The following is a 22,950-nucleotide window of genomic DNA, read 5'->3' as shown; positions in this document are numbered from 1 at the left end:
GACATCGACATGAAGATCATGACGGCGTTGTTCGATCCGGTCGGAGCGGTCGATCGCGCGCGGGCGTTGCAGGAGGCCGGCGCGTCGGGGGTGTTCACCTTCGAAGGTCCGCACGACGTGTGCACGCCGCTCGCGCTCGCGACAGCGGTCGACGGGCTCGACATCATGTCGAATGTGGCGATCGCGCTCCCGCGCAACCCGATTCAACTGGCTCATCAGGCTAACGACCTGCAGCTGCTCAGCGAGGGACGGTTCATTCTCGGACTGGGTACCCAGGTGCGCGCCCAGATCGAGAAGCGGTACGGCGCCGAGTTCGACCGTCCCGTCGAGCGGATGAAGGAGATGGTCGGCGCCCTGCGGGCCATCTTCGCGACGTGGAACGACGGTGAACGTCTGGACTTCCGGGGCGAGTATCACCGGCACACCCTGATGACGCCGACCTTCGTACCCGGCCCGAATCCGTACGGGCCGCCGCCGATCTACCTGGGCGCGTTGGGCCCTCGGCTCACCCGTGCCACCGCCGAGGTCGCCGACGGTCTGCTGGTGATGCCGTTCGGGTCGAAGCGGTTCCTGCACGGCACGACCCTGCCCGCGGTCCGCGCCGGTCTCGCGGCGGCCGGTCGGAGCGAGGACGACTTCGAGGTGGTGCCCGAGATCATCGTCTCGGTCGGCACGGGCGACGACGACCATGCCTCGACGCGAATGCTGTTGGCGTTCTACGGTTCCACTCCCGCATACCGGCCCGTGCTCGACGCGCACGGATGGGGCGACCTGCAGCCGGAACTCAACACGATGTCCAAACAGGGACGCTGGCAGGAGATGGCCGGACTCATCGACGACGAGATCCTCCACACCATCGCCGCCTGCGGCACTCCGGCCGAGATCGCCGCACACATCCGCGACCGCGTCGACGGTGTGTCGGACCGCATCTGCCTCTATCAACCGGGACCCATCGGTGTGGAACCGCTGGCCGAGATCGTCCACTCCCTGAGTGGTGATGCGAGATGAGTTCGCAAACGGTCGAATTCGAGGAGATCGCTGACGACCGGTACGGCGGCAAGGCGGCCGGACTCGCACGTCTGCGGCGCCTGGGTCTCCCGGTGCCGCCCGGGTACGTCATCGCCGGCGTGTCGGGGGTGTCCGACGCTGCGACAGCACGATTCGACGAGATGGCCGCCGCCGGATGGACACCGGTCGCGGTCCGGTCCTCGGCCGTGGGGGAGGACGGGGACGACCAGTCCTTCGCCGGTCAGTACGACACCGTGCTGGGGGTCGACACCGTCGACCGCTTCGTCGACGCGGTGCGCGCCTGTGCCGACTCGGTGCACTCGCTCCGCGCGTCGTCGTACAGCGGGAATGCCTCGGCCACCATGAATGTGGTGGTCCAGCGGATGGTCGATGCGCGCGCCGCGGGAGTTGTGTTCACCGCGGACCCGGTCTCAGGTCGGCGGGACCTGACGGTGATCGACGTCGTTTCCGGACTCGGCGAGGCGCTCGTTGACGGGACGGTTGCTCCCGATCACGTCGTGCTCGATGCCGACGGAACCGCGGTGGTCAACGAAACTGTCGCGGCGCCGGTTCTGTCGCCAGTCGAGATCGCGGCGATCCAGTCCGGCGCCCGCCGGGCCGAGCAGGAGTGGGGCCGGCCGATGGACCTCGAATGGGCCATCGACAAATCCGGTGGAATCTGGTGGTTGCAGGCTCGGCCGATCACCACGCTGCCCGGTGACCTGAACGAGATGGACTCGCCGGTGGCCGGCGCCGACCATGTGTACACACGATGCAACGTCGGCGAGATGATGCCGGGCGCGTTCTGCCCGCTGACCGCATCGGTCTCCGGGTTCGCGATCGACTACGCGATGCAGATGGTGCAGGTGGTCGCCCGGGCACAGGAGAGATACGAGAAACCCTGGCTGCAGGTGGGTTACTTCTACGGGCACATGTTCCTGAACCTGACCGAGGGCACGGCACTGAGTTCCGGCATCTTCGGGAACTCGCTGGAACAGTTCTCGACCTCGATCTGCGGGCGGGTCATCGACGAACTCGAACCCAGGCCGCCACAACCGTTCCGGCGCAAGCTCGGGAACACCGTCCGGCTGACCTCGCATGCGCTGTCGGTCGGTCCCGCCATCCGTCGACTGCCCGGTGAGATCGCCGGGTTCGCGGTGCCGACGAGCCGCGACCCCCGGATCGTATGGCAGGAGCTGGAAGCCGGGGTCGCCCAGTACTGCGACGTCACCCTCATCCATGTGCGGTCGTCCTCACGCGCTGCCGTCGCGGCGAATGTGCTCGAGAGCGTGCTGGTCCGGCGCGCGGAGAAGGACGGCCGCACCGAGGACGACGGCAAGGCCGAGGCCGCCCGGCTCATGGCCGGCGCCTCGGAGGTGGAGAGCGCACTGATGCTCGCCGAACTCGATGCCGTCGTACGGACGATCGCCGCCGATTCCGCGGTCGCCGACGCGTTCCTCGATGCACCGCCCGACGATGCGGTCACGACGTTGCAGTCGTCCGACGGAAGTGCCGGCTCGGCCCTGCGGAGATTCCTCGAGCGGCACGGTCACCGCGGGTACCGCGAACTGTGTATGCGCGACCCGTCCTGGGCCGACGACCCCGGTGGTCTGGGGGCGATGATGCAGGTGATGCTGCGGTCGGTCGGGACCCGGACCGTCGCGCGACCCGACCCTGCGCCCGCCGACCTGCACCCCGCTCGGTCGATCCGAGTCCTGGCCCGACTGGCGCAGGGGGGTGCGCGAGGACGCGAGGAGACGAAGTCGCGGATGGCGCTGATGGCCCATCGGCTCAAGCGAGGGTACCGGCACCTCGGCGAGGTGCTGGCCGAGACCGGACGGCTTCCCGACGCCGATCTCGTCTTCTTCTTCGACCGTGCGGAGCTGCACCGGGTCGTCGGCGCCGGCGACATCACCGACCTCGTCGAGAGCGCGACGAAGCGTCGAGAAGCGTTGTCGTATCAGGATCGGCTCGAGTTCGACGATGTGTGGGTCGGACGCCCGTCCCCGCGCGTCGTGGCTCCCGAGCGGAATGTCGGTGATGGCCGGATCGTGGGTCGACCGGCGGGCCGGGGAACCGTGGAAGGCGTGGTGCGCGTGGCGAAGTCGATCGTGGAGGCGCGTGATGTCCAGCGCGGCGAGATCCTCGTGGCACCCGTCACCGACGTCGGCTGGACGCCGTACTTCACCGTCATCGGTGCGCTGGTCACCGACATCGGCAGTTCGGTCTCGCACGGCGCGGTGGTCGCCCGCGAGTACGGACTGCCGTGCGTCGTGAACACCCTGGTGGGCACCCAGGTGTTGCGGACGGGAGACCGCGTGCGGGTCGATGGAGATCGCGGGATCGTCGAACGACTCGAGGCGAGCTGAACCGGTTGAGAACCAGCGGGTTCAGCCCTCACCCGAGGCGATGTCGGCGTAGTGGTCACGGAGGTCGCGCTTGAGGATCTTGCCGCTGGGGTTCTTGGGCAGGGACTCGCTCGCGATCACGATCTTCGGGATCTTGTACGGCGCGAGCCGGTCTCGGCAATGCTGTGTGATCGACCCCGTGTCGATCGTGTACCCGGGGGCCGGTACCACCACCGCCGCAACGGCTTCCACCCAGTAGGGATGCGGAACGCCGATGACCGCCGCTTCCTGCACGGCAGGGTGTTCGAACAACACTTCCTCGACCTCGCGGCTCGACACGTTCTCGCCGCCGGTCTTGATCATGTCCTTCTGCCGATCGACCACCCACAGGTATCCGTCGCCGTCGAAGTAGCCGAGATCGCCGCTGTGGAACCAGCCCCCGCGGAACGACTCGGCCGTCTTCTCGGGCAGGTTGAGGTAGCCGACGGTCACCTGCGGGCTGCGATGCACGATCTCGCCGACGGTGCCCGCAGGGACGGTCCGGCCGTCGGAGTCGACGATCCGGGTCTCGACGTTCAGTGCGGGGCGGCCGGCGGACCCGCCGCGCGTGGCCTGATCGTCGGGCGCCAGAACCGTGGCGAGCGAGCCCATCTCGGTCTGGCCGTAGAAGTTCCGGAGACGAAGGCCGGGGAGGGCTGCGGTCAGTTCGCCCAGCACCTCGACGGGGAGCGCGGAGGCCCCGTAGTAGCCCTTCCGCAGCGACGACAGCGCATCCGGGTCGAAGTCGGGGGAACTCAGCAACGAGATCCACACCGTCGGCGGGCAGAAGAGTTTGGTCGCACCCTCCTGCGCCACAGTGCGGAGAAGCGTCGCGGTGTCCGGGCGATCGAGGATGATGCTGGTCGCGCCCAGCATGATGTCGGTGATGAGGAAGTTGTCCAGTTGCGCGCAGTGGTAGAGCGGAAGCGAGTGCACCTCGATGTCGTCGTCGCTCATCCCGCCCGCGACAACGCAACTCATGTACTGCCACATGAGCGTCCGGCTCGTGTGCATCGCGCCCTTCGGTCGGGATTCGGTGCCGGAGGTGTACATGATGCGGATGACGTCGTCGTCGGCGACGCGGACAGCGGGCAGCGGCCCGGCCGGTTCGCGTACCCAGTCGTCGACGGACGGCCATCGGGAACCGAAACTGTCGGGACCGAGCGGGATCGACCGACGCACGGTCACCGGTGCGGTCGATGCGGCAATCGCCTCGTCGGCGGTGGGCACGAGCGCGTCTTCGACGACCAGGCCGGACGCGCCGCAATCGTCGAGGATGTACGCGATCTCCGCCGCGGTGAGCATGAAGTTGATCGGGACCGAGATGACCCCGATTCGCGCGGCGGCGAAGATGACCACGGGAAATTGCCAGCAGTTGTGCGACAGGATGCCGAGGGTCTGCCCCTGCCGCAGGCCGGCGGCGTGCAACGCGGCGGCGACCCGGTCGACCGCGTCGTCGAACTCCCGGAAGGTCAGGCGGGTGTCACGGTGGATGACGGCCGGCTTGTCGGGCGTCCGAGCGGCCGACCTGCGCGGGATGTCGCCGAGCGAGTGCGACCGCGCCGGGCCGATCAGGTCGTTGCCGAGGGGAGGAGTCGTCGTCATGGGCGGGTGCCTCTCGATCCGGTGGGATTGGGCGACCCGGACCGCTGGTCACGGGTCGATGGGTACTGTTCGTAGCTATGCGCGGTAGTTCTGAGCCGGGCGCCCGACGCAGGCCCGGCGCCGATCCGGTGTCGCCTCGCGGGGGATGGCAGGACCTGCTGTCGCGTCGGCAGATGCTCGGGGTCCTGGCGGTGCTCGAGCAGTGCGAACACGCGGCCGGCGGTCAGGACTTCAAAGAGGGCCTGGTCGAGGCCATCTCCACGTACTTCGGGGTTCGTGACGTGACGTTCTTCCACGGCCGCACCTACAGCGAGATCTTCGACGACCCGGCACCGCTGCTGACCGGCGCCGCGGCCCCGCTGTTGCGGGACTACCGCGAACGATGGCGCGACAAGGACATCTTCGCGCTGCCGCGCGCTCGGCGGGTCCTCACGGCCGAGGGATTCGCGACCCTCGAAGAACTGTCGCGCCTGCCGGTCCCGCAGCGCTCCTATGTCGTGGACTATCTGCACCCCAATGACATGGAGACCGCGTCGGCCCTGCACCTGCCGCTCTCCGACGGTGAGGCCCTCGTCGGCATGTTCGACCGCGTCCGGAAGTGGGACGAATCGGACCTGCTCGCGATGCGCATCCTCGCGCGGCAGCTGCGGGCTCGATCCACGACGGTGTCCGCGGCGCACGAGCCCGTCGATCCGCTGGCAGCACTCACGCCGCGACAGCTCGAGGTCGCCGAACTCGTCAGCGACGGCCTGAGCAACGCCGAGATCGCCCAGCGCCTGTCGCTGTCGGAGCTGTCTGTGAAGAAGTACGTGAGCCGCATCTTCGACGCCGCTGGGTTGCGCAACCGGGCCGAGCTCGCGACCGCGGTGCTGCGTTCGCGCCGGCGGGCTCGCTGAGCGGCCCGGCGCTGCGGTGAGGCCCGGAGCGGTCACGACGCAGGCGTCGGGGTGTACGCGATGACGGTCAGCCCGTTCGGTGAACGCAGGGGCACGCGCGTCTCGTGACCTCCCACCGACTTCTCGCCGACATGCCAGCCCAGCGACCGCGCGACGTCGATCGTGGCTGCCAGATCGGCGGTCCGCGCGAGGAGTGACCAGACCGGCCCGTCCGTCTCGTCGGAGACGCTCAGCGCATCCCAGGCCGCCCAGGCGGACCCGTCGGAGAACCTGGGTGCTCCCAGCACGGCTTCGACGTCACCGGCGACGCCGGCCCACCGGTCGGTCGCGTGCATCACCGTCACCCGCTCGAACAGTGAGCCGAATCCGGCTCTCTCCGTGCTCTTGTCGTCGGACATTCAGACCACCGCCGTCGATGTCGCTGCCACGGACGGCGTCAACCGGTGGCCGAGCCGATCACGCTTGGAGGCGAGGTATCCGGCGTTGTCCGCGGTGGCCTCGATCTCGAGTCCGACGGTCTCGACGACCTCGATGCCGTGGGAGGCCAGCCCGTCGACCTTGGCCGGGTTATTGGTCAGCAACCGGACTCGTCGGATGCCGAGATCTGCCAGCACCACCGCCGCGTCCCGGTAGTCCCGGTTGTCGACGGGTTGACCGAGACGCAGGTTCGCGTCGACGGTGTCGACGCCGTCGAGGTCCTGGAGTCGGTAGGCGGCGATCTTGGCCGCCAGACCGATCCCGCGTCCCTCGTGTCCGCCGACGTACACCACGACCCCGGCTCCAGCGTCCGCGACGTGCTGGAGTGCGGCTCGCAGCTGCGCGCCACAGTCGCATCGGCGCGAGCCGAGCGTGTCTCCGGTGAGGCATTCGCTGTGGACCCGGACGAGCGGTTCGCCCTGCGCGGGATCGCCGTACACGAGTGCGAGATGTTCCGCGCCACTCGATGATCGGTACACGGTGGCCTCGAAGACGCCGTGATCGGTCGGCAGCGCGCAGGTCGCGCCCCGTTCCACCGAGCGGCCTGCGCGGCGGTGGGCCACCAGATCGGCGATGGAGACCACCTCGAGTCCGTGACGCGCGGCGAAATCCCGGACGTCTGCCCCGCCGAGCATCGCGCGCCGGTCGGGGCTGACGAGTTCGCAGATGAGACCGGCAGGTTCGAGACCGGCTGCGGCGCAGAGGTCCACGGCTGCCTCGGTGTGTCCGCGACGCTCCAGGACCCCGCCCGGCCTGGCACGCAGTGGCATCACGTGGCCCGGCCGGGTGAGGTCTGCCGGACCGACCTCGCGGTCGGCAAGGGCGCGGATGGTCCGGGCCCGGTCGGCCGCGCTGATCCCGGTCGTGACACCGACCGCGGCATCGACGCTGACGGTGAACGCGGTGCCGAGGGGGTCGGTCGGGTCGTCGACCATCGGGGGCAGTTCCAATGCGGCAACACGATCCGCGGTCATCGCGACGCACAGGAAGCTTGAGGTGCACTCGAGGAAGAAGGCGATGTCGTCGACGTCGGCGAATTGTGCCGGCATCACGAGATCGGCCTCGTTCTCGCGGTCGGCGTCGTCGACGACGATGACCGGACGCCCGAGGCGGAGCTGGTCGAGACACCGTTCGACGGCGGCGGTGCTGTCCGTGGGCACCCGGTCCTCGTGGCTCATCGGTGTGCCCGCAACCCGTGGAACAGCGAGCGATGGAAGATCAACGGTTCGCTGGCGGCGGGAACGCCGAGGGCGTCGACCCGTCCCACGACGAGCTCGTGATCGCCGATCGGGCGGTGCTCGTCGATGGTGCACTCGATCCACGCATGCGCACCCGCCAGCCGGGGGGAGCCGTTGCCGGACGGGGTCCATTCCACGCCCGCGAACTTGTCGGCGCCGCTCCGGGCGAAGGTGCGCGCCAGGACATGCTGATCCTCGGACAGCACGTTGGCGCAGAAGGAGCCGTTCGCCACGACCGACGGCAGCGTCGTCGAGGTGATGCCGGCGAAGAAGCCGACCAGCGGCGGCTCCATCGAGATCGAGGTGAAGGAGCCGACGGTCATGCCCACGGGCGAACCGTCCGGGCCGGCCGACGTGATGACCACGACGCCGGAACCGAAGTGCGCGAGCACTTCACGAAATCGGTCGCGGACCGACGCGTGGTCATCGGCGTGCACGGACGCGACGTCGTCGGCGATGTGACTGGTGTTCATGGAAGTCCTTCCGATGCGGCCGCGGCGGGTGCGGGGTCAAGGACGCACGCACCCGCCGGGCAACCGGGATCAGGCCGGGACGGCCTTGGTGGCCAACTCGTCGAGGGCGGCCGCGTAGATACCTTCGATCGCGGTGGCGAGTTCGGTTTCCACCGTTGCGGATTCGGCGCCGAACTTCGCTGACCAGTGAACCGAGCAGGTGTCGTCGCCGACTGCCGTGACCGAGATGGTCGAGCGGTAGTGCTCGAGCGGGAGCGGGCCGTCGATGTACTCGTAGGAGTACGTGCGCGCCTCCTCGTCGAAGGCGACGATGCGCTCGCGCGCCGGTGCGCCGTCGGTGAAGACCACGTGACGGACGTCGCCGTCCATCCGTGATGCGTCGATGGCCGGAATCCACGCCGCCACACCGCCGGTGTCACCGATCCACGACCACACGTCCCCGGCGGACAGCGGGAAGTCCTTGGTCACTTCGATGCTCGCCATGTCACACCCGTCCCAGTTCGGCTTCGTACTTCTTGGTCATGTGCTCGACGGCCTTGACGTGTTCGGCCGCTTGTCCTTCGCGGACCGCCTGGGCGCGCGCCGCGGCGTCGATCATCGGTTGCGCCTGCCCCTGGAAATACGGCATGACGTCCTGGGCGAACAATTCGTAGGAACGTCGGGTGGCCTGCGGGTTCGCCCAGTCGTGACCCTGGATCAGCAGCGTGCCGAAACCGCCGGACTGGTCGATCAGGCGCTGGACCTGTGCACGTGCCTCGTCGGCGGTGCCGATGACGCCGATGCCGGAGGTGTTGATGAAGTCGATCATCTCGTGCTTGTTGGTGCCGCGGACGTCCATCTGCGGGAAGGCCGCCACGTGCTGGAGGTAGTTGAACCAGTACTCGATGCCGTGCTCGACGTCCTGGTAGGCCTGCTCCTTGGTCTCCGCGATGTGGAAGGGCCCGACCAGACGCCAGGTCGATCGGTCCACCTCGTCGCTGCGTCCTGACTGGGCGGCGAACTCCTCGAGCAGGCCCCAATGATGTTGCAGTGCACTGAAACCGTCGGCGGTCAGCGTGGCCGCGATCGACAGCAGGCCGATGCCGTACTTGCCGGCGAGTCGCGCACCGGTCGGCGACGCGATCGCGGCGACCACGACGTCGAACAGCGGATCCGAATAGGGGGCCATCTGGATCTTCGCGTCGAACAGTTCGTGGGTGCGGGTCTTGGCCGTCACCGTCTCGCCGCGGAGGAGGCGCATGATGATGTCGGTGTTCTCCGCGAGCAACTCCCGGGTGTCGATCTGGGAGAGGCCGAGCATCGCGGCGTCGGTCGGGAGCGATCCGGGCCCGAGGCCGAACAGGGCGCGGCCGCGGGTCAGGTGATCGAGCATGATCATGCGCTCGGCCGCCCAAAGCGGGTTGTGGTACGAGACCGAGGTGACGCCCGTGCCGAGTTTGATGCGGCTGGTGCGTTCTCCTGCGGCCGCGATCATGATCTCGGGCGACGCGTAGATCTCGGCGCCCGCGGAATGATGCTCGCCGAACCACGCCTCGTCGTATCCCAATTGCTCGAGGTACTGGACGAATTCGAGATCCCGCTGCAGCAGCAGCGTCGGGTTCTGTCCCGGTTCGTGGATCGGGGCGAGGAACGTGCCGAACTTCAGTCTGGTCATCGGAACTCCTGTGTGACGTGGGAGGTACACATCAGAAGCTATGACTCAGGACACAGCGAGATAAGTCCGCAAAAGTAGACATTCGGTGGCGGCGACCGGCCGCCCCGGTTCAGTCGGCGACGGCCGGATACGCGTCGAGCATCAGGCCGGCGACCGCACCGAGAGCGTCGGTCCAGGCGGCGGTCATCTCGTCGGTCCACTCCGCGCCGCCGCGCTCGGCCATCGTCGCGATGAGCGCACCGGCCACCCAGTCGTACATCTCGGGCGTCACGCCGAGGTCGTTGTGCCGGCGTCCCAGCGCGCCGAGTGTGCGGCCGAGCCACTCGGCGTCGTCGAGGTGGTCGAGGACCGCGGCTATGGCCTGCTGCAGCATCGTGGCCTGTGGTCGGAGGTCGGCGCCGAACATCAGCCGGACCTCCGGATGTTCGGCGAACAATCGGTCGTAGAAGTCGCGCATCAACTTCTGTTCGTCGTCAATGACCAGGGAAAGGCTGTCCTGCAATACCTCTGGGTTCAACACGGGGGGCTGCACCTCGTCGGAATCGTGCGATGTAGCAATGAAACATTTCTTGTATCTCTGTCACATCTAGCACGACGTAGGCCCTCGCACAGCGGAATGGCCGGACCGGCACAGATCAGGCTGACGTGACTCAGAGGCCGGCGACCTCGCTGGCCGCGTAGGAAGCGAGCAATCGAAGGCGTTCCGCGCTGGGGGAGCCGGGCTCGGCGGCGTAGATCATCAGGATCGTCCCGGGATCGGCGGTGACGGCGAGTTCCTCGTAGGCCAGGGTCAGTTCGCCGACCACCGGGTGGTGGAAGCGTTTCGTCCCGGTGCCGTGTGTCCGGACGTTGTGCGCGGCCCAGAGGGTGCGGAAAGTGTCGCTGCGCGTGGACAATTCACCCACAAGATCCTGGAGCGCCTTGTCGTGCGGATCGCGTCCCGCCTCGGCCCGCATGATGGCGACGCACATCTCGGCGAACAGGTCCCAGTCCGGGTAGAAGTCACGACTGGCCGGGTCGAGGAACTGGAAACGGGCCAGATTCGGCGTGCGCCCGCCGTCGCCGATGACCGGCGAGTAGAAGGCGCGACCGAGGGCGTTGGTGGCCAGCAGGTCCTGATGTGAGTCGCGCACGAAGGCGACGGCGTCGGTGATGGCGTCGAGTGCCCAGGTCAGGCTGTGGCGCGAGGCCGTGGCCTTCCCCGAACGACGCCTCGTGCGTCCGGAGGCGGGTATCCCGTCGGCGGCCCGGGCGAGGTCGAGAAGGTGGGCGCGCTCGGTGTCGTCGAGTTGCAATGCCCTGGCGAGCGATTCGAGGACCGACGACGACGCGCCGGCGATCGTGCCCCGTTCCAGGCGGGAGTAATACTCGACGCTCACCCCGGCGAGGGTCGCGACCTCGCTGCGTCGGAGACCGGGCACGCGGCGATTACCGCCGGCCGGGAGCCCTGCGGTCTCGGGCGTGATCTTCGCGCGGCGCGACATGAGGAACTCGCGAACCTCGGCACGGTTGTCCATACGCCCAGCGTAGGACGGGCGGCGGCCTCCAGGGGTGCCCTGTCAGTACACCTCCCGGTAGGAACTGTCGCGTATGCGATATATGCGGTTGCCTTGATGGGTGACCGCATCTGCCGTCGTGCTCGCCTCGTGAGGCGAGCAGGTGGCGGAACCGACTGACGAGGAGAACACATGCGCGGAGTGATCATGGATGCCCCCGGCACCATCCGGGTGGACGATCGCGAGAACCCGACCATCCAGGAACCGACCGACGCGATCATCAAGGTCGCCGCGACCTGCGTCTGCGGGTCGGATCTGTGGCCGTACCGCGGCATCGAAGACGTCGATCACGCGCCGATGGGCCACGAGTACGTCGGCACCGTCACCGAGGTCGGCGACCAGGTGTCGTCGATCAGGGTGGGCGACTTCGTGGTGGGTTCGTTCTTCGCCTCGGACAACACGTGCGAGATCTGCCGTGCCGGCTACCAGTCCCGGTGTGTGCACGCCGAGCCGATGGGCGCCCTCGGTACGCAGGCCGAATACGCCCGGATTCCGCACGCCGACGGCACGCTCGTCGCGACTCCCGGCCAGCCGGATGCCGACCTCATCCCGTCGCTGCTGGCCGCGTCCGACGTCCTGGGAACCGGTTGGTTCGGTGCCGTGGCGGCTGAGGTGGGTCCGGGTAAGACCGTGGCCGTCGTCGGCGACGGCGCGGTCGGGCTGCTCGGTGTGCTGGCCGCGAAGCAGTTGGGCGCGGACCGCATCATCGCGATGAGTCGCCACGCGGACCGCCAGGCGCTCGCGCGCGACTTCGGGGCGACCGACATCGTGGCCGAACGTGGCGACGAGGGCGTGGCGCGGATCAAGGAACTCACCGACGGTCTCGGCGCGCATTCGGTCATCGAAGCCGTCGGCACGCAGGAGTCGATGATGCAGGCCATCCGGTCGACCCGGCCCGGTGGCCATGTGGGCTACGTCGGTGTCTCGCACGACGTCGAACTCCCCGGCCTGGAGCTGTTCTTCTCCGGCGTCCACCTGCACGGCGGGCCCGCCCCGGTCCGACGCTTCCTCCCCGACCTGATCGACCTGATCTGGAAACGAGAGATCGATCCCGGCAAGGTCTTCGACCTCACCCTCCCGCTCGACGACGCCGCCGAGGGATACCGCGCCATGGACGAGCGCCGCGCGACCAAGGTACTGCTCACCGTCTGACCTCGGTCGGTACCCACGGCAAACGAAAGGTGTTCAGCATGAAGATCACTCGCAGTTCCATCGGCACCGTCAAAGGACCCGCAGACTGGTTCACCGGCGACGTCTACATCGATGCGGCGGCCGCCTCGCCACCGCCGTCCCGGGTGTCGGCAAGCCTCGTCCATTTCATGCCGGGGGCGCGGACGCACTGGCACCGGCACCCGCTCAGCCAGACGGTCTTCGTCACCGAGGGAATCGGCCTGTGCCAGCGGCGCGGTGGCCCCATCGAGGTCATCCGCCCCGGCGATCGCGTCCTCTTCGAAGCCGACGAGGAGCACTGGCACGGAGCCGCCCCCACCCGCCTGATGGTCCACCTCGCGATCAACGAGGGCGACGACGACCACGATGTCGTGCAGTGGCTGCAACCGGTCACCGACGAGGAGTGCTCGCAGGCGCCGGATCTCGGGATCTGATCAGTCGAACTCGATGACGACCGGGCCCTTCGGGGTCGCCTGACACGTCAGCAGGTAGCCCTCGTCGATGTCCTCGGGTTCCAACGCGATGCCGTTGCCGTGGTCGACGTCGCCTGCGGTCAGGCGGGCCACACACGACCCGCAGTCACCTTCCCGGCAGGAGTACGGCGCGTCGACGTCGGCGGCGAGCAGTGCGTCGAGCAGCACGGTGTCCGAACCGCAGCGGACCGCGCGGACGTCACCGTCGATGTGCACGGTGACCTCGTGGGCGTCGGGCTCGTCGTCGTGTGTCGTGAGGGTGAACGGGTCGCCGGTCAACGACACGTACCTCTCGACATGAATCGCCTCGTGCTGCAGTCCACGCTCGCCGAGGGTGTGCTCGACGAGGTCCATGAACGGCGCCGGACCGCAGATGAAGGCCTCGCAGTCACCGACGCCGGCGACCACGTCGCCGATCGCGTCCGTGGTGGGTAACCCCCGGTCGGCCTCCAGCCAGTGATGCACCCTCAACCGCCCGGGATGACGCTCGGCCAGCCCGTCGATCGCCTCGGCGAAGATCGTCGACTCGCGGTCGCGGTTGGCGTAGAACAGGGTCACCGTCGTGTCGTGGGATTCGAGGGCCGAGCGCAGGATCGACATCACCGGCGTCACGCCGCTGCCGGCCGCGAACAGGTACAACGGGTGCGCCCAGGAGTGCGGCGTGAAAACCCCCGATGGCGGGATGACGTGCAGGGTCAGGCCGGGTTCGGCGTTGTCGCACAACCAGTTCGATCCATAGCCGTCTCGGGTTCGCTTGACGGTGATCGCCGGGGCGGCGTCCACCCCCGGCGCGGTCGACAGCGAATAGCTGCGCGCAACGGAGCCGGTGCGCTCGCTCGGGATGCGCACGGTGACGAACTGTCCGGGCCGATAGTCGGTGCCCGCGGGGAAGTCCAGCACGATCGTGCGTGCCTCCGACGTCTCGTCGCGCACCGCGGTGACGGTCACGTCGACCCCGAGGGTGCGCTCGACGGTCGAGGTGACGGAGCGGGTCATGCCGTGGTCCTGGAGGTGAGCGGGAGAACGCGGTACCAGAGTTCGCCGAGCGCGGTGCCGAGTGCCTCGAGGCGTTCGCGTCGCGGTGTGCTGGCCGGCAGGCCGACGTGGATGTAGGCCATCTGTTCGGTGGCGCAACCCAGGGTCTCGGCGAGCAGCTCGGTGTCGCAGGCCTCGATGGTGCCGTTGGCGACGAGCCGGTCGAGCCAGCGTTCGGTGCGCCGCACGAAGTCGCCCCGCAGATTGAGCCAGAGCTGCTGGAATCCCCGGTTCTCGCTGGCCGCCGCCGCCTCACGGAGCAGTCGCAGCATGTGTCGGCTGCGGGCATAGGCCTGCAGATAGGTGGTGTTGACCTCGATCAGCGACTGCAATTCGCCCTGGGCGCGATCGGGACGCAGTCGTGCGTTCGCCAGTTCCAGCAGGGACGGTCGGAGCGCGGCGAGGAAGATGTCGTCGAGGCTGACGAAATGACGATAGAAGTTGCCCTGGGAGATCTCGGCGCGGTGCGTGATGTCGGAGATCCGGGTGCGGGTGTATCCGTACTCGGTGAAGCACTCGGTGGCTGCCTTGACCAGTTTGTCGCGCGTCTGCTCACCGCGCTTGTTCGCCCGTTTGGCCGGGGCCGCGGTGTGGTCGAGCAAACCGGCCGCCGAGTAGGCCGCGTCGATCCCGTCGTGCGTGTGTGCGTCCGGTCCGGTGTCGGTGCTCATCAGGCCCCCTGCAGAGATCGTGCGGTCATCAGCTGGGCCAGTGGATGCTCGGCCGGGAGCGCCTCGGGCAGATACGACAGCAGCTCCTCGACGTGCTCGTCGACGGACTGCTCGGCACCGAGAGCGTTACCGGCGTAGATCTTTCCGGTCGACCCGTCGACGGTGACAGTCTGCCCGGCGAGGGTGCCGGTCAGCCCGGTGCCGCACCCGACCACGCACGGCACTCCGATCTCGCGGCAGACCAGGGCTGCGTGCGACGTGGTGCCGCCGACCTCGGTGACTACCGCCACGGAGTCGAACATCGCGGGCACATCGGCCGGCGACGTGGAGGGACGGACGAGGACGACGCGCTCGCCGCGGGTCGCGGCGGCACACGCGTCGTCGGTGTCGGTGTACACGACACCGACCGCGGCGCCGGGCCCGGCGCCCGTGCCGGTGGCGAGCACGTCGGCGGAGATGTCCGCCGAGTTGTTCTGCGACAACGACTTCGCCTGCTCGGCGCTGATACGCCCGATGGCGTCGTCCCGGCTGATGAGTCCCTCGCGGACGAGGTCGACGGCGATGCGGACCGCGGCACGCGCGGAGCGCTTTCCCGAGCGGCACTGCAGCATGTACAACGTGCCGCTCTCGACCGTGAACTCGATGTCGACGAGATCGCGGTGTTCGTTCTCGAGCGTTTTCGCGATGGTGGCGAGTTCGGCGTGCAGGTGGGGCGAGTGGGTCCGGAAGGAGTCGATGCTCTCGGGTGTCCGCTCGCCGGAGACGACGTCCTCGCCCTGTGCCCGGGCGAGCCATTCGCCGAACAGCTCGGGTGCGCCGGTGGCCGGGTCGCGGCTGAACACCACGCCGGTCCCGGACTGATCGTCACGGTTGCCGAACACCATGGCCTGGACGGTCACCGCGGTGCCGCCACCCTCACCCAGTCCGTGGTGACGCCGGTAGGCGGCGACGCGTTCGTTGCTCCACGAACCGAACACGGCACCGATCGCCTCGCGCAGCTGGTCATACGGATCGGCGGGTGGTGCCGCGGTGGCGTCGCCGAGCACGATCTCGCCGTACCCGGCGCAGAACCGCTCCCAGGTGTCGAGCGCCCAGTCGGGGTCGCCGGTCGCCTCGGCGAGCTGGGCGGTCAGCTCGCGGGTGAGACCGAGGTTGAGCACGGTGTCCATCATGCCGGGCATGCTCTGGGCAGCGCCCGAGCGCACCGATACGAGCAACGGAAACGGACCGGCGCCGAATAGCTTTCCGGTCTGCTGCTCCAAGACGCGGAGCTGGCCGAGTACCCCCTCCCAGACGTGAATGGGAAGCTGACCGCCTCCTTCGGTGAACTGGGCGCAGACGGGCGTGGTGATGGCGAAGGCCGGCGGGACCGGCAATCCCAGCGACCGCATGCGGTTCACGCTGTAGGCCTTGCCGCCGAGCAGCTCTCGATCGGCCGGCGCGGTTCCGTCCAGTGCGAGGACAGCGGGTGTGGTCATCAGTGGGCCTTTCACTCGGCGATGTCGACCCGGGCGCGGGGTCGAGAGAGGGGAAGGGGGATGGCTGCGGCGCGCAGTGCGGTGAGACCGCCCTCGACGGGCACGTCGATGCCGTTGACCCAGGCGGCATCCGGGCTGAGCAGGAAGTCAATCACCGACGCCGACTCGGCCGCCGTGCCGTGACGGCCGACCATCGACGCCGATCGCGCGATGGCCTCCGCGCCCATCGACTGTTCGAAATCCGACAGGATTGGGGTGTCGGTCGGGCCGGGACTGACCGACAGTGCCCGAATCCCTCGGGACTGCAACGACGCCGACAGTGCGACCGTCCAGTCGACGACCGCGCGCTTGGAGGTGTCGTAGGCCGCGGGGCCGTCGATCTGCACCCGGGACAGCCAGGCGCGCAGTTCTTCTCGATCCCGTACGGCGAGCAGGCCGACGATGTCGTCGTGTGTCAGCGTGTTCCGGTGCGCCGCGATCGAGGCGACGTTGACGACGGCGCCGCCCGCGGACATCCGCTCGAGTGCACGGAACGTCAGGGCCCGCAGACCCAGGGTGTTGACCGCCAGGACCGTCTCCGCCGGGGCGGTGCCGGGGACCCCGGCGACATTGGCCAGCGCGTCGATGTGGTCGGGCAGCTCAAGTGCTGCAACCGCTTCCAAGTCGGACAGGTCTGTGAGAACCGAGTGGGCGCGGTCGTCCGGGCAGCGGGCGATGTCGATGGCGACTACTCGCGTGCCGGGTGCCCGATCGAGAAGTCGTTGTACCAGCGCGAGGCCGATGCCCGAGGCGGCTCCGGTGACGGCCACGGTGCGTGCGGCGGGTGTCGGACGTGTCATGCCATCACCGCCTGGATCTCGGTGAACTCGGCGATGCCCGCACTGCCCAGCTCACGTCCGTAGCCCGAGTTTCTGAGTCCCCCGAAGGGCACGGCCGGCCGTTCGCGGGTGCGTACACCGTTGACCTTGACCTGGCCGACTTCCAACTGGGTTGCGACTTCCAGGGCATGATCTCGGTCGGCGGACCACACCTCGGCCGACAGGCCGTACTGGCTGTCGTTGGCCAGCGTGATCGCCTCGGTGACGTCGCGGTAGTACTGCACCACCAGTACGGGGCCGAAGATCTCCTCGCGGACCGCGGCGGCGGTGGGGTCGAGATCGCCGAAGACGATGGGGGAGACGAACGAACGGGAGTCGCCGATGCCGAGACGCTGTCCGGTACCGGCGATCACCCGGGCGCCGACCCGGCGTGCCTCATCGATGCGGTCGAGAACTCGTCGCGCGTGCGCCGCGGAGGCGAGCGGACCGTGAGTGGTGTCCAGCGCGGTCGGGTCGCCGAACACGAATCGTCCGAGTGCGGCGTCGATCAGGGGCTCGATGCGGTCGGCGTGTGCGGCGGGCACCACGAGCCTACTGGTGGCGTTGCACGCCTGGCCGGAATTGACCAACCCGGACGCCAAAATGCGCGGCACCACGGCGTCGAGGTCGGCGTCGGGTAGGACAACGGCGGGGGATTTGCCGCCGAGTTCGAGTGTGGTGCGTGCCAGCGACTCCGCGGCCGCTGCGGCGACAGCCTTGCCACCGCGGACGCTGCCGGTGAACGACACGTGGGCGATGTCCGGGTGCGCGGCGAGAGCCTGGCCGGTGACCGGTCCGGTGCCGTTGACGATGGCGAAGGCACCCGCGGGGAGGCCCGCGTCGATGAAGCACCCGCGGACGAGGGCGGCGTCGAAAGGGGTTGCCTCGGCGGGTTTGAGAACGACGGTGCAGCCCGCGGCGAGTGCGGCCGCGACCTTCGCGATGATCTGATGCACCGGCATGTTCCACGGGGTGATCGCCGCCACGACACCGCCGGCCACGCGGCGCACGATCGCCCCGTCGGCGACCTGCTCCCAGGGGAAGCTCTCGGCCGCGTCCGCGGTCGCCCGCAGCACCGTCGCCGGCAGCGCCTGCTGTGTCGCGGTGGAAAGCGTGGTGGGCATACCCATTTCGGCGGTCACCAGTGCCGCGATCCGGTCGCCGCGTCGATCGATGAGATCGGCGGTCGCCCGCAGGACGGCGGCTCGCTGCGCCGGCGGCATCTGTGCCCACGCCGGCAGGGCGTCCGCCGCGGCGGCCACCGCCTCGTCGACGATGTCCTTCCCGGCTTCACGGGTCGCACCGATCTCCTGGTCGGTGAACGGGTTGATCACCGGGATCGGGGCGCCGTCGGCGAGATCCCGGTCTCCGATCAGGGCGGCCGGCCCGGTCCCGAGGCCGGTGATCCCGGCCAGTTCGCCGATCGCGCTCATCGAGTGGCCTCGATTCGGACCGGAAGAGTCTTGATGCCACGGAAGAAGTTGCTCTGCAACCGGTTCGGCGCATCGAGGACGGTGATGCCGAGTCCGCGCTCTACGAGGCGGGTGAAGAACAGACGTGCCTCCAGGCGCGCGAGGTTGGAGCCGAGGCAGGCGTGCGCGCCCCATCCGAAGCCGAGGTGCTCGTTGGGGAACCGGTTGCCGATGAATGTCTCCGGGTCGTCGAAGGTGCGCTCGTCGCGGTTGGCCGAGCAGAACCACATCACGACCTTGTCTCCCTCGCGGATTGTCTTGCCGTGCATCTCGATGTCGCGGGTGGCGGTACGGCGCATCGACAGCACCGGCGAGACCCAGCGGACCATCTCCTCGACGACCACCCTGATCTTGGCGGGGTTCTCGCGCATGAACTCCCACCACTGCGGATTCTCGGCGAGGACGTTGACGCCGCCGGACAGCAGGTTCCGGGTTGTTTCGTTACCGGCGACCATGAGGATCAAATAGTAGGCGTCGAGGTAACCGCGGGACAGGGGTACGCCGTCGAGCTCGGCCGCGGTCAGCACACTGATGAGATCGTCGGCGGGGCATTCGCGACGCAGCTTCTCCAGTCCGCGGAAATAGTCGAAGACCTCGTCCCGTGCTGCCACCGCGGTCTCCGGGCCCTCGGAGTAGTCGGGGTCCTCACTGGCCATCTGGTTGGTCCATCGCAGCAGATTGGGGCAGTCCTCGAGCGGTGCGCCGAGCAGCCGCCCGATCATCACCAACGGGAGCTGCGCGGCTATGGACGCGACGAAGTCGATGCCGCCTGCGCCGGTGTGAGCGTCGAGCAGCTCGTCGATGACTGCGACGATGTCGCCTTCGAGCGACTTGAGCTTGACCGGCCGCACGTGCGGGGTGACGATCCCGCGCAGTTTGCCGTGCTCGGGCGGATCGACGTGGTGGATGCTGCGAGCGCCCTCGCCCTCAGCGCGTCGGCTGGCGATCTGCGTGCCCTGTGTGACGGTGAAGTCCTCGGCGTTGGAGGCCACGGCCTTGACGTCCTCGTAGCGGGTCACCGACCAGAACCCCGGCCCGTCGGGTTCGGTGTTCCAGTGCAACGGGTCCTGGGTACGCAGCCGCGCGAACACGTCATGATCGACACCGGCCGCGAACGGGCGGAGATCCATCAGGTCGATGTCGTCAGCGATGGTCATGTCTTCTCCAATGGACTCTCGTTTGTGACTGCACTTTCACTAAACCATAGTCTATGGTGTGTTGTGAACCACAACAATACAAAAGTCGAAGATTGCCTACCTGCAGCAACTGGCGGTTGCGGCCCGAGAAGGCAATGCGACTATTAATTCGCAAACAGGAGTGATGTGTACCCACCGTCCACTGCGCGTGCGTACCCCGATGCCGTCGCCTATGTCATGGCGGGGTCGGGGGAGCGCATCACCTACGCCGAACTCGATCGCCGATCGAACCGACTCGCTCGATTCTGGTGGTCGCGCGGCGTTCGTCCGGGCGACTCGGTCGTCCTTGTCCTGGAGAACAGTCTGGCCTGGCCCGTGGCAGTCGCTGCCGGGATGCGCAGCGGTCTGTACGTGACGCCGGTGAACTGGCATCTCAAGCCGGCCGAGCTTGCCGCCCTCATCCGGGAGGACCGCCCGGCTGCCATCGTCACCAGCACGGCGCTCGCGGCGCAGGTCGTTGCCGCGGTCGGCGACAAGAACCTGGATCGGACCGTGATCGTGTGCGCCGACGGCCCGGCGGACGGGTGTGTCGCGTTGGCCGACGCGCTCGCCGACCAGTCGTCCGAGCCCTTGGAGCGGGAGTTGCTCGGCGCGCGGGTGCTCTACAGCGGCGGAACCACCGGACGGCCGAAGCGGTTCGCTCAGCCGCTGCTCGGCGTGCATCCCGCGGATGCCCCGCGCCGGCACTCGGGCCTCGTCGACGAGCTCGGCGTCGGAGCCGACTCGGTCCTACTGTCGCCCGCCCCGAACTATCACGCGGCGCCGTTCACCTTCCAGCTGATCACGCTGGCGGCCGGCGGCACCGTCGTGTGCATGGAGAAGTTCGACGCCGCGGTGGCGATGCGAGCGATCACCGAATACTGTGTGACGCACTCACAATGGGTGCCGACCATGCTGATCCGCCTGTTGAACCTGCCCGACCGGGAGTCGATCGCACTCTCCCCGCGGCATCGGGTGGCCTTCACCTCGGGCGCCCCTTGTCCGCCGCATGTCAAAGAAGCGATCTTCGACTGGTGGGGTCCGGTTCTCCACGAGTACTACGGCGCATCCGAGGGATACGGGCACACCTACATCTCGCCGACGGACGCCCGGTCGCATCCGGGGTCGGTCGGTCGGCCTTTGGGTACCGCACGGGTGCACATCACCGACTCAACGGGCGCCGACGTCGGGCCCGGCGTCGAGGGCACGGTGTGTTTCGAGGCCGCCGACGGCCACGACAGGCCGGCCGAGGCCTCACGACCGGCGTTGAAGCAGATGGGCGACATCGGGTATCTCGACGATGACGGATTCCTCTACCTCGTCGGCCGCCGAGGTTTCATGATCATCTCCGGCGGGGTCAACATCTATCCCGAGGAGATCGAATCGGCACTGCTGGCGCACCCGGCGGTCGCCGACGTGGCGGTGGTCGGGGTGCCGGACGCCGAGTTCGGCGAGTCGGTCAAGGCGGTCGTCGAGGTGCGCCCCGGCGCGTCGGTGAGTGAAGACGACCTGATCGCCCATGCGCGCGAACACCTGGCGCACTTCAAGGCGCCCCGGTCCGTCGAGTTCACCACCGACTTACCGCGCCTACCCACTGGCAAGCTCGACAAAAGGCGGCTCGTTGATCGGTTCGCCTCCCCCGGGGCCGCGGCCGATCCGCGAACCGAAACACCCACGGCACCGGAAACTTCGACGATGTCCGAAGATCCGTCACAGCAAGGAGAAAGAGTATGACGACCGAGACCTCCACCGCCCACTTCGACGTGCTGCATGCCCTCAAGGTGAAGGGGCTCGCGACCGACGACACCCTGACCGCGCTGACCGGGCTCGACGCGGACACGCGCGACGCAATCGTCGGGGAGCTCGCCGACGCCGGATTCGTGATGCGTCGCGAGGGCGGCCGGATCTCGGGGACCATGATCACCCCGGCCGGGAAGGCCGAGCACGGGCGCCTGTCCGCGGAGTTCCCGTTGAACGAATCCGAACGTGCTGCGGTGGACACCTTTCACGAGGGCTTCGGGCAGATCAACGGCGATTTCAAGAAGGTGTGCGCCTCGTGGCAGATCCGCCCGGACGAGACCCCCAACGATCACGCCGATGCCAACTACGACGCATCCGTCATCGCCGATCTGGACCGGATTCATCACCGGATCGCGCAGGCGCTCGACGAGGTCGGCGCCGAGATCCCGCGACTCGGCCGCTACCGGGGTCGGCTGTCGGCGGCGCTGGAGAAGGTCCACGGCGGGGACACCGCCGCATTCGCGCGCCCGATGTACGACAGCTACCACGACATCTGGATGGAACTACACCAGGATCTGCTGCTGACCTCGGGTCACCAGCGTGGCGCGGGTGACGAGTGAGGGCCTGGCAGGGTTCTTCGTAACATCACGACGCCAGAGCCGCCCGTCATCCGATGCCGGGCGGCTCGAACGTCTTTCGCGGTGAGTCGGCTTTCTGTCGCCGGTGGGTCAGCGCAGTTGCGCGAGCCCGACCTCGTCGTCCCGCGTGATCGCCTGTCGCAGTGCGGTTTCCGCGTCACCCAGGGAGTCGTTGTCCGCTACGACCCCGCGCAGAGTGGTCACCGAGACATACCCGTCCGCCACTGCGGCGCTGTCGGTGCCGTCGCGGAACCCGCTCTGCCGCTCCTCGCGATTGATCAGCAGGCCGCTCTCGGTGCGGGACAGCCGCAAGGTGAACATGCTCCGGCTCGCCAGTGCGGACACCCGGATGCCGCGCAGTGCGGTGAAGTTGACGTCGGGAACGTTGACGTTCAACGTCATCGGGGCGGCAGGGGTTTCGGCCATCCATCCGACGACGCGCTCGGTCACCGCTGCCGCGGTGTCATAGCGGTGGTGTGGGGCGAACCCGCAACTGACCGCGACGCCGCTGACACCCGCCACTCGCGCGGCCAGCACGGCGCCCACCGTGCTCGAGAACAGGATCGACCGCCCGGTGTTGTGGCCTTCGTTGATCCCGCTGACGACGAGCTCGGGCGGCGGCCCGAAGGCGCCGGCGCAGAAAGCCACCGCGGTCAACGCAGGCGGACAGTCGAGAGCGAAGACCGGGGTGTCGCCGAGATCGGGGAGGCGGTGTTCGGTCGTGGCGATCAGTGCGCCGTCCTCGATCGTGCCCAGGGAACTCCCGCTACCGCTCCGCTCGGAGCTCGGCGCGCCGACGACTACGTCGTGTCCGGCGGAGATCAGCGCCGTGGCCACCGCGATCAACCCATCGGCGTCGTAGCCGTCGTCGTTGGTGACCAGCACACGCATCTGAACTCTCCTCCCGACAGCCCGTCCGGTACCGCGCCGTCTGGATGAATAGTGAC

General features: G+C 68.4%; 22 protein-coding genes. 7 read left to right on the top strand and 15 right to left on the bottom strand.

The genetic code is table 11. From position 1 onward, the window contains the following. Positions 1–9: 9 nt before the first annotated feature. The gene (locus tag Q9R39_RS08680; protein ID WP_311277338.1) at positions 10–1,008 is read left to right on the top strand and encodes a TIGR03617 family F420-dependent LLM class oxidoreductase; all 999 of its coding nucleotides are present in this window, start codon (positions 10–12) and stop codon (positions 1,006–1,008) included. Next, on the top strand, positions 1,005–3,377 hold the full coding sequence (locus tag Q9R39_RS08675) for a PEP/pyruvate-binding domain-containing protein (protein WP_311277337.1): 2,373 nt from the start codon (positions 1,005–1,007) through the stop codon (positions 3,375–3,377). The genes Q9R39_RS08680 and Q9R39_RS08675 overlap by 4 nt, the downstream gene beginning before the upstream one ends. A gap of 21 nt (positions 3,378–3,398) precedes the next feature. Here the strand turns inward: Q9R39_RS08675 and Q9R39_RS08670 are convergent, their stop codons facing one another. Then, positions 3,399–5,000, bottom strand: coding sequence for a fatty acyl-CoA synthetase (locus tag Q9R39_RS08670; RefSeq protein WP_068970799.1), 1,602 nt, complete (start codon positions 4,998–5,000; stop codon positions 3,399–3,401). A gap of 77 nt (positions 5,001–5,077) precedes the next feature. On the opposite strand from Q9R39_RS08670, the gene Q9R39_RS08665 reads away from it, so the two are divergent. Further along, complete coding sequence (locus tag Q9R39_RS08665) at positions 5,078–5,896, top strand: LuxR C-terminal-related transcriptional regulator (protein WP_223258898.1); 819 nt, start codon at positions 5,078–5,080, stop codon at positions 5,894–5,896. Between the two features lie 32 nt (positions 5,897–5,928). Here the strand turns inward: Q9R39_RS08665 and Q9R39_RS08660 are convergent, their stop codons facing one another. The 7 genes from Q9R39_RS08660 to Q9R39_RS08630 all read right to left on the bottom strand — a co-directional run bounded on the left by Q9R39_RS08660 (position 5,929) and on the right by Q9R39_RS08630 (position 11,255). Then, positions 5,929–6,294, bottom strand: a complete 366-nt coding sequence (locus Q9R39_RS08660) for a hypothetical protein (RefSeq protein ID WP_068970800.1) — start codon at positions 6,292–6,294, stop codon at positions 5,929–5,931. Beyond that, on the bottom strand, positions 6,295–7,551 hold the full coding sequence (gene ribB, locus Q9R39_RS08655) for a 3,4-dihydroxy-2-butanone-4-phosphate synthase (protein WP_068970801.1): 1,257 nt from the start codon (positions 7,549–7,551) through the stop codon (positions 6,295–6,297). After that, positions 7,548–8,084, bottom strand: a complete 537-nt coding sequence (locus Q9R39_RS08650) for a flavin reductase family protein (RefSeq protein ID WP_083229367.1) — start codon at positions 8,082–8,084, stop codon at positions 7,548–7,550. Before Q9R39_RS08650 ends, ribB begins: the two co-directional genes overlap by 4 nt. Positions 8,085–8,153: 69 nt before the next feature. Then, entirely contained in the window at positions 8,154–8,567 is a 414-nt protein-coding gene (locus Q9R39_RS08645; RefSeq protein ID WP_058249682.1) for an SRPBCC family protein, read from the bottom strand. Between the two features lies 1 nt (position 8,568). Beyond that, the gene (locus Q9R39_RS08640) at positions 8,569–9,738 is read right to left on the bottom strand and encodes an LLM class flavin-dependent oxidoreductase (protein WP_068970802.1); all 1,170 of its coding nucleotides are present in this window, start codon (positions 9,736–9,738) and stop codon (positions 8,569–8,571) included. 109 nt (positions 9,739–9,847) lie between these two features. Next, positions 9,848–10,258 (bottom strand): globin domain-containing protein, encoded by a 411-nt coding sequence (locus Q9R39_RS08635; RefSeq protein ID WP_083229368.1) that lies wholly within the window; start codon positions 10,256–10,258, stop codon positions 9,848–9,850. A 130-nt stretch (positions 10,259–10,388) separates the two neighbouring features. Then, positions 10,389–11,255 carry a helix-turn-helix transcriptional regulator gene (locus Q9R39_RS08630; protein ID WP_159371534.1) on the bottom strand — a complete coding sequence of 289 codons (867 nt, stop codon included), beginning with the start codon at positions 11,253–11,255 and terminating at the stop codon, positions 10,389–10,391. 171 nt (positions 11,256–11,426) lie between these two features. Between Q9R39_RS08630 and Q9R39_RS08625 the strand changes: the two genes are divergently transcribed. Beyond that, a complete protein-coding gene (locus Q9R39_RS08625; RefSeq protein WP_311277336.1) occupies positions 11,427–12,446 on the top strand; it encodes a zinc-dependent alcohol dehydrogenase family protein in 1,020 nt (339 codons plus the stop codon). Between the two features lie 38 nt (positions 12,447–12,484). Next, positions 12,485–12,898: a cupin domain-containing protein gene (locus Q9R39_RS08620; RefSeq protein WP_058249941.1), complete on the top strand. Its 414-nt coding sequence runs from the start codon at positions 12,485–12,487 to the stop codon at positions 12,896–12,898. Here the strand turns inward: Q9R39_RS08620 and Q9R39_RS08615 are convergent, their stop codons facing one another. The 6 genes from Q9R39_RS08615 to Q9R39_RS08590 are packed head-to-tail and all read right to left on the bottom strand — an operon-like array spanning position 12,899 to position 19,607. Further along, positions 12,899–13,933 (bottom strand): ferredoxin--NADP reductase, encoded by a 1,035-nt coding sequence (locus Q9R39_RS08615; protein WP_058249686.1) that lies wholly within the window; start codon positions 13,931–13,933, stop codon positions 12,899–12,901. Then, positions 13,930–14,643, bottom strand: a complete 714-nt coding sequence (locus Q9R39_RS08610) for a TetR/AcrR family transcriptional regulator (protein ID WP_058249687.1) — start codon at positions 14,641–14,643, stop codon at positions 13,930–13,932. The genes Q9R39_RS08615 and Q9R39_RS08610 overlap by 4 nt, the downstream gene beginning before the upstream one ends. Continuing rightward, positions 14,643–16,121 carry a pyruvate, phosphate dikinase gene (locus Q9R39_RS08605; RefSeq protein ID WP_058249688.1) on the bottom strand — a complete coding sequence of 493 codons (1,479 nt, stop codon included), beginning with the start codon at positions 16,119–16,121 and terminating at the stop codon, positions 14,643–14,645. The genes Q9R39_RS08610 and Q9R39_RS08605 overlap by 1 nt, the downstream gene beginning before the upstream one ends. Positions 16,122–16,132: 11 nt before the next feature. Beyond that, positions 16,133–16,960, bottom strand: a complete 828-nt coding sequence (locus tag Q9R39_RS08600) for an SDR family oxidoreductase (protein WP_058249689.1) — start codon at positions 16,958–16,960, stop codon at positions 16,133–16,135. Then, a complete protein-coding gene (locus Q9R39_RS08595; protein WP_058249690.1) occupies positions 16,957–18,411 on the bottom strand; it encodes an aldehyde dehydrogenase family protein in 1,455 nt (484 codons plus the stop codon). The genes Q9R39_RS08600 and Q9R39_RS08595 overlap by 4 nt, the downstream gene beginning before the upstream one ends. Further along, positions 18,408–19,607, bottom strand: coding sequence for a cytochrome P450 (locus tag Q9R39_RS08590; protein ID WP_058249691.1), 1,200 nt, complete (start codon positions 19,605–19,607; stop codon positions 18,408–18,410). Before Q9R39_RS08590 ends, Q9R39_RS08595 begins: the two co-directional genes overlap by 4 nt. A gap of 165 nt (positions 19,608–19,772) precedes the next feature. Between Q9R39_RS08590 and Q9R39_RS08585 the strand changes: the two genes are divergently transcribed. Continuing rightward, positions 19,773–21,359, top strand: a complete 1,587-nt coding sequence (locus Q9R39_RS08585; RefSeq protein WP_058249692.1) for an AMP-binding protein — start codon at positions 19,773–19,775, stop codon at positions 21,357–21,359. Next, positions 21,356–21,985, top strand: a complete 630-nt coding sequence (locus Q9R39_RS08580; RefSeq protein WP_058249693.1) for a hypothetical protein — start codon at positions 21,356–21,358, stop codon at positions 21,983–21,985. Before Q9R39_RS08585 ends, Q9R39_RS08580 begins: the two co-directional genes overlap by 4 nt. 108 nt (positions 21,986–22,093) lie before the next feature. Here Q9R39_RS08580 and surE read toward each other — a convergent pair whose 3' ends face one another. After that, positions 22,094–22,894: a 5'/3'-nucleotidase SurE gene (gene surE, locus Q9R39_RS08575; protein WP_058249694.1), complete on the bottom strand. Its 801-nt coding sequence runs from the start codon at positions 22,892–22,894 to the stop codon at positions 22,094–22,096. Between the last annotated feature and the right edge of the window lie 56 nt (positions 22,895–22,950).

This window comes from Gordonia sp. AC31 (assembly GCF_031844505.1).
GTDB classification, from domain to species: Bacteria; Actinomycetota; Actinomycetes; order Mycobacteriales; family Mycobacteriaceae; genus Gordonia; species Gordonia hongkongensis.
This window is presented reverse-complemented; position numbering and strand designations above follow the sequence as displayed.